The sequence below is a fragment of the Dryocola boscaweniae genome (genome assembly GCF_025215095.1).
Taxonomy (GTDB): Bacteria; Pseudomonadota; Gammaproteobacteria; order Enterobacterales; family Enterobacteriaceae; genus Dryocola; species Dryocola boscaweniae.
Genome location: NZ_JALHAP010000018.1, coordinates 1 through 287, shown reverse-complemented (window position 1 = coordinate 287; position 287 = coordinate 1). Strand labels below are relative to the sequence as shown.

Below are 287 nucleotides of genomic sequence, written 5' to 3'. Positions count from 1 at the left end.
TAGTGAATTATGTGAATGTAATCTTTGAGCATCGCTTCACGGGTTGAAGCAAATCAAGCTTTTAATTGAAGAGTTTGATCATGGCTCAGATTGAACGCTGGCGGCAGGCCTAACACATGCAAGTCGAGCGGCAGCGGGAAGTAGCTTGCTACTTTGCCGGCGAGCGGCGGACGGGTGAGTAATGTCTGGGAAACTGCCTGATGGAGGGGGATAACTACTGGAAACGGTAGCTAATACCGCATAACGTCTTCGGACCAAAGAGGGGGACCTTCGGGCCTCTTGCCATC

The 287-nt window shown here is 51.2% G+C and carries 1 rRNA gene; it reads left to right on the top strand.

Annotation, left to right across the window (positions count from 1 at the left end):
* Window positions 1–62: 62 nt before the first annotated feature.
* A 16S ribosomal RNA gene (locus MUA00_RS00085) occupies window positions 63–287 on the top strand; the annotation flags it as partial.